Origin of the sequence: Acinetobacter harbinensis (assembly GCF_000816495.1) — a bacterium.
GTDB lineage: Bacteria > Pseudomonadota > Gammaproteobacteria > Pseudomonadales > Moraxellaceae > Acinetobacter > Acinetobacter harbinensis.
This window is the reverse complement of record NZ_JXBK01000001.1, coordinates 570,792-576,547: the sequence shown is the minus strand read 5'-3', so window position 1 is coordinate 576,547 and position 5,756 is coordinate 570,792. Positions and strand designations below refer to the sequence as shown.

General features: G+C 40.8%; 8 protein-coding genes. 5 read left to right on the top strand and 3 right to left on the bottom strand.

The window, feature by feature from the left end:
• The 5 genes from SE27_RS02735 to SE27_RS02710 all read left to right on the top strand — a co-directional run.
• Positions 1–625, top strand: a 625-nt coding sequence (locus tag SE27_RS02735) for an AraC family transcriptional regulator (protein ID WP_455549957.1), incomplete at its 5' end; no start/stop codon positions are given.
• Between the two features lie 258 nt (positions 626–883).
• Positions 884–1,462 carry a hypothetical protein gene (locus SE27_RS02730; protein ID WP_039620649.1) on the top strand — a complete coding sequence of 193 codons (579 nt, stop codon included), beginning with the start codon at positions 884–886 and terminating at the stop codon, positions 1,460–1,462.
• Between the two features lie 154 nt (positions 1,463–1,616).
• Positions 1,617–2,165, top strand: a complete 549-nt coding sequence (locus SE27_RS02725) for a glutathione peroxidase (protein WP_039620646.1) — start codon at positions 1,617–1,619, stop codon at positions 2,163–2,165.
• Positions 2,166–2,410: 245 nt separating this feature from the next.
• Entirely contained in the window at positions 2,411–3,016 is a 606-nt protein-coding gene (locus tag SE27_RS02715) for a hypothetical protein (protein WP_039620641.1), read from the top strand.
• A gap of 161 nt (positions 3,017–3,177) precedes the next feature.
• Positions 3,178–3,621 carry an AAA family ATPase gene (locus SE27_RS02710; RefSeq protein WP_039620640.1) on the top strand — a complete coding sequence of 148 codons (444 nt, stop codon included), beginning with the start codon at positions 3,178–3,180 and terminating at the stop codon, positions 3,619–3,621.
• Here the strand turns inward: SE27_RS02710 and SE27_RS02705 are convergent.
• The 3 genes from SE27_RS02705 to atpD form a co-directional block, all read right to left on the bottom strand.
• A complete protein-coding gene (locus SE27_RS02705) occupies positions 3,603–3,926 on the bottom strand; it encodes a hypothetical protein (protein ID WP_039620637.1) in 324 nt (107 codons plus the stop codon). The genes SE27_RS02710 and SE27_RS02705 overlap by 19 nt on opposite strands.
• 284 nt (positions 3,927–4,210) lie before the next feature.
• Positions 4,211–4,630, bottom strand: a complete 420-nt coding sequence (locus SE27_RS02700) for a F0F1 ATP synthase subunit epsilon (protein ID WP_039620635.1) — start codon at positions 4,628–4,630, stop codon at positions 4,211–4,213.
• 25 nt (positions 4,631–4,655) lie between these two features.
• The coding region (gene atpD, locus SE27_RS02695; protein WP_455549956.1) for a F0F1 ATP synthase subunit beta at positions 4,656–5,756 on the bottom strand (1,101 nt) is incomplete at its 5' end.

The following is a 5,756-nucleotide window of genomic DNA, read 5'->3' as shown; positions in this document are numbered from 1 at the left end:
AATTGCAGGGCAAATTTATCTTTCCCCGCCCAATTATGGCTTGTGGTTGCCTCCGCAAACTGCCCACACCAGCATCGCCTTAGACAAACACATTACTCATTATGTCTGCATTCGTCTTCACCCGACGTTATGTCAGTATTTTGCCGCCTGTACCAAAACCTTAAGCATTAGTCCATTTTTACGTCAGTTGGTCGAAGAAATTTTAAAACAAAAAAAACTGAACCCCTTCAGTGACAGCTACATACACCTACTGAATGTGTTGATGGATCAACTGAAAGCAGCGCCGTGTTATGAGCATTATTTACCGCAAAGCAATCATGTGATGCTTAAACCCGTACTACAGCATTTGGCCAATCCTGCACTGTTCCAGCACAGTTTATCGCAAATTTTGAGTAACTTTACCTTCAGCGAACGGCATTTATTACGCTTAAGCCAGCAAGAATTACAATTAAGTTTGTCAGAGTGGCGTAATCGCGCCAAAATTTTATATGCGATTACGCAAATTCGGCAAGGCAAAAGCGTCAAACACTTGGCTTACCAATTGGGTTATCAACACAGTTCAAGCTTTATTGAATTTTTTAAACGTTATACCGAACAAACGCCCGCCCAATTCCGTGATATTTAAACACGAGTCTTTATCTACCTACAGTATGCAAGCACTTATAGACACAACTCAAACAAAGTCTAGGCCAAATCCGTTTAAACATGACAGCTCTATAACACTGTTTTGCAATTTGCAGCAGCTTACCAACAGAAATACCCTAGTCAGCCGCCGATTAAATATGCAATTTTAATAGCACTACGCCATTTAATATGTGCAACATTTTAATTTAAATAATTAGCACTTGGTTTGATCCCTGAATTAAGCCAATGAGGATGTGATATGAAAAAGACATTACTGGCTTCACTTTGTATGACAGCGCTGGTCTTAACTGCCTGTAACAAAAAACCCGATGAAGCACCTGCCACTCCCACAGAAAACACCACAGTAACGGCCACCACCCCTGCAACCATGCAGACTCCAGCGGCAAACGAAATGCCAGCCACAACCACTGCCATGAGTTCAAACAACAATGCCGACATTAAAAATGATTTAGATAAACTGCAAACACTTTCAAGTAGTCGCGCCAAAGAAGCCATTGATCTGCAAAACAAAGCAACACAAGCGGCGGAAAAAGGTGACAAAACCACCTTACACAGCACAGTGGCTGAAATGAAAACCTATATTATGAATTTCAATAAAGAGTTGGATGATTTGATGCTCAACAGCTCAGAAGCCGATGCTATTCGAAATAAAATCAAACATTCCAATAATTTGGGTCTACAACTCTCTGAAGCCAGTATTGAAAATACGCCGGATATGAAGAAAATTACTGCGCTACAAAATGAAGCCGCTAAAGTGCAAAAAGAATTGATTAGCGATATGCAAGCGCTACAGAACAAAGTTAAAAATGCAGCTTAAAGTCTGATTTAAAATGCTAAAAACAGGTCTATGGACCTGTTTTTTTATTTCAGGCATGACATTTTATAAATTCATGCAAATAACGTGTTGTGATGCTGAGCAATACCCGTTAAAAATACACAGTAATTATTTCAATGCGATTAAGGACAGACCTATGCACCACTCGGTTTATGACATTGCGGTCAACACCATTCAAGGCGATGAAAAAACACTTAATTCCTATCAGGGTAAGGTTTTACTGATTGTGAATACCGCGTCAAAGTGTGGCTTAACACCGCAATATGAAGGCCTAGAAAAACTCTATCAAGCGAAAAAACACCAAGGATTAGAGATTTTAGGTTTTCCAGCCAATAATTTCTTAGCGCAAGAGCCGGGCTCGGATGCTGAAATCCAAGAGTTTTGCTCGCTGAATTATCAGGTCAGTTTTCCACTGTTTGCTAAAATTTCAGTGGCCGGTGAAGATAAACACCCACTCTATCAAAGCCTAACCACAGCCATTCCAGAGCGTATTGGTGAAGGGCCATGGTGGAAAGATTTGGTCGATTATGGCTTAACCCCGAATCCAAAACCTGAAGTGCTGTGGAATTTTGAAAAATTTCTCATCAATAAACAAGGTGAAGTGGTTGCTCGCTTTGCACCCGATATTACCGCGGATGATGCACGCATTGTCGATGCCGTAAATGCTGAACTGGCCAAGTCCTAAGCCATCCCCTACAGGCATTTATATCTATGCTAAATGCCTGTATTTTCAAATTTTTTAAAGCTTATCTCAGCAAGATACAAAGAGTATCAACTGCTCAATCCTTTTTTAATTTTTAAGCTTACTCAACAATTTAAATATACTTATAAATTTGGGTCAAAAAATTGTTATCCCTTTGCAACAATTGCTTTTTTCTCCATATTTCAACTCTATATTGAGGCTAAGCTTAAAAAGATATGCTCTAATTTATGAAAAAGTTTATCCAAAATGCACTTGCACCTATTGTGATCTTGAGTGCAGGCCTGTTGTTAATCGCATGTGAACCTATGCCCGAGTCCTCCGCGGAAGAGATGCAAACGACTGAATCAGATGATGTGCTGATCAAGGCATCGAATGACACGGCAAAGACCTCTTCGGCTGATGTTAAAAGCGGCAATATGTTTTATATTGTGCGCGATGTGGCCGACATGCAATTAAAAGCCGGTGAGTACGTCAATCAACTAAAAAATACGCAAACTGATTTACAAAGCGCGATCAATGACAAAGACCAACAACAGCTGCAAGCTACCGCACATACCCTACAACAGCAATTGACAGATTTTAATCAGGCATTGCGTGGACTGAATTTAAAAAGCCAAGAAATTGATTCAATTCGACAAGAGATTATGCGCAGTAATCAGCAAGTCTTGGCCACGCCGCTGTTAAATGGTGCCGTTGATTTTTCTCAGGTCGATTTTAAAAAAATTGAACGACAGATGAGTAATATTCAAATGGAAATGCTTAAACTGGCCAGTATGATGATTCCACAAAGCCAAAATAGCGCAGATGACGATGCGCCTGATCAAGCATCTTAAAGCTTTAAAAAAGCGAGCTGGATTTGTATAGCTTGATTTTGACGCTATAAAATGGATCAGCTATACGTGGATAATAAAAGCCTACCTACGAGCGGAATTTTGCGCTATAGCTGGGTGCATGCTTTAATCTATGCTTATTTTTAAGTGTGGCATTTTTTTTCATGCAATTAATTATTTTTATTGGGGCGCAAGCCTCTGGAAAATCGAGCTTTTATCTGCTGAATTTAGCACACAGTCATTTGCGCATCAATTTAGATATGCTTAAAACACGGCATCGTGAAAATATTATTTTTGAAGCTGCTTTGGCCTCTAAGACCCAAATGGTGATTGATAATACCAACCCTAGTGCCGAAGATCGTGCCCGCTATATTCAACGCGCCAAAGACGCTGGCTTTACAGTGATGGCCTATTTTTTTGAAACGGATTTAAACAGCACTTTACAGCGTAACAGTTTGCGTACAGGTAAAGCCCATATTCCCGAAATTGGGGTACGCGCCACCTATAAAAAACTACAACCGCCCAGTTTAGCGGAAGGCTTTGATCAAATTTTTAAACTCAAAATCATCGGCAAGGGTGAGTTTTTTATTCATCCGATTATGTCGTAAACGAATGATGTTTGATTGGCTCGCCAAGCTTGGTAGCTGCTGTGCATGGCTTGTTTATCTTGCTCGGAAGCTAAATGACGGTCGATCACAGAAAAATCTCCCTTATAAGCCGCATCGATAATTGTTTTGGCAAAGACGTCAATACTGACTCGTCCCCTCGCCTGATAAGCATCAATTTCAGACTGTGGTAATACCAAGTCCCAACAGGACACCACTGAACTCATGTCCACAGCAACACTCAAATAATAGTGTTCATTATTTTGATAAAGTTCCCAAAAGTGCGGTTCGTGTTCGATAAGTGTCATTATGGATAATCAAATTACATATTAGATAGATTCAACATACATTAACTATGTGCTTAGAAGGTATACAACTTTAGCCCTGAGATTCTAAGCTTTTAAAACCTTCTTAAAAATAAACGATCGCACTCTTTGCTCAGCTTCTAAATACTGAAATAATCTGAATTATCTTTTTCTAAAAAGCTGTAATTGCTAAGCTTCTTTAAACTTAAAAGCATTTTATGACTCTGCTTTTTAACGCATAAAAAAAGCCACTCTCTCGAGTGGCTTCTTCAATCTCAAACCGTCTCTTATTGAGCGCGGTTTTTGATTTTGCGGATCGTTTCTAGCTGTGCGACAGTTTCTGCCAAAACAGCAAGTGCAGCAGCAGTGTCCAAATCGCTCTTTTGATTAGCCAACAAACTTTCAGCATTTTTACGTGCTTCTAAAATTGCAGCTTCATCTAAGTTTTCAGCACGGACTGCAGTATCTGCAAGTACCGTCACCACATGCGGTTGAACTTCTAGAACACCACCAGATACATAGATTAATTCTTCTGTACCATTTTCCAACAGAACGCGAATTGCGCCCGGTTGAAGCAAAGTTACAAGCGGTGCGTGGCCGGGCATAATACCCAACTCACCACCTGCACCTTTTGCAATTAGCATCGTTATAGTGCCCGAGTACAAAGACTCGTTTACACTAACAACATCACACTGCATAGTCGCCATGAGAATCTCCTAAATTAGAGTCTAATTAAAGTTTCTCGGCTTTAGCAATAACTTCGTCAATACCACCAACCATATAGAACGCTTGTTCTGGGATGTGATCGTATTCACCAGCGAGAAGACCTTTAAAGCCACGAATCGTTTCTTTAAGAGAGACTAATTTACCAGGTGCGCCTGTAAATACTTCAGCCACGTGGAACGGTTGAGAGAAGAAACGTTGGATTTTACGCGCGCGGTAAACAACCAATTTATCTTCTTCAGCCAATTCATCCATACCCAAAATCGCGATGATGTCTTTAAGCTCTTTATAACGTTGCAAAATGTTCTGTACAGAACGTGCAATTTCATAATGCTCAACACCAACAACCAATGGATCTAGCTGACGTGAAGTTGAATCCAGTGGATCGATCGCTGGGTAAATACCAGATGATGCGATGTCACGGCTCAATACAACAGTTGCATCTAAGTGAGCAAATGTTGTTGCAGGCGATGGATCGGTTAAGTCATCGGCAGGTACATAAACCGCTTGGATCGACGTGATCGAACCAGATTTAGTTGATGTAATACGCTCTTGTAGTACACCCATTTCTTCTGCAAGTGTAGGCTGATAACCTACTGCAGATGGCATACGACCAAGAAGTGCAGATACTTCAGTACCCGCTAAAGTGTAACGATAAATGTTGTCAACGAACAACAATACGTCACGGCCTTTACCGTTTTCATCTTTTTCGTCACGGAAATATTCCGCCATGGTTAAACCAGTTAACGCTACGCGTAAACGGTTACCCGGTGGCTCATTCATCTGACCGTAGACCATCGCTACTTTGTCAAGAACGTTAGAATCTTTCATTTCGTGATAGAAGTCATTCCCTTCACGAGTACGCTCACCAACACCAGCAAACACAGATAAACCTGAGTGAGCTTTCGCGATGTTGTTGATCAATTCCATCATGTTTACAGTTTTACCAACACCGGCACCACCGAACAAACCAACTTTACCACCTTTAGCAAACGGGCAAAGTAAGTCAATGACTTTAATACCGGTTTCTAAAAGGTCAGTCGATGCTGCTTGGTCTGCATATGAAGGGGCTTGACGATGAATCGGCAAACGCACTTCAGTTTCAACAGG

What these genes read in the sequence shown, in the direction of transcription:
- SE27_RS02730 (WP_039620649.1), top strand. Translation starts at nt 884, where the DNA reads ATGAAAAAGACATTACTGGCTTCACTTTGTATGACAGCGCTGGTCTTA.
- SE27_RS02725 (WP_039620646.1), top strand. Translation starts at nt 1,617, where the DNA reads ATGCACCACTCGGTTTATGACATTGCGGTCAACACCATTCAAGGCGAT.
- SE27_RS02715 (WP_039620641.1), top strand. Translation starts at nt 2,411, where the DNA reads ATGAAAAAGTTTATCCAAAATGCACTTGCACCTATTGTGATCTTGAGT.
- SE27_RS02710 (WP_039620640.1), top strand. Translation starts at nt 3,178, where the DNA reads ATGCAATTAATTATTTTTATTGGGGCGCAAGCCTCTGGAAAATCGAGC.
- SE27_RS02705 (WP_039620637.1), bottom strand. Translation starts at nt 3,926, where the DNA reads ATGACACTTATCGAACACGAACCGCACTTTTGGGAACTTTATCAAAAT.
- SE27_RS02700 (WP_039620635.1), bottom strand. Translation starts at nt 4,630, where the DNA reads ATGGCGACTATGCAGTGTGATGTTGTTAGTGTAAACGAGTCTTTGTAC.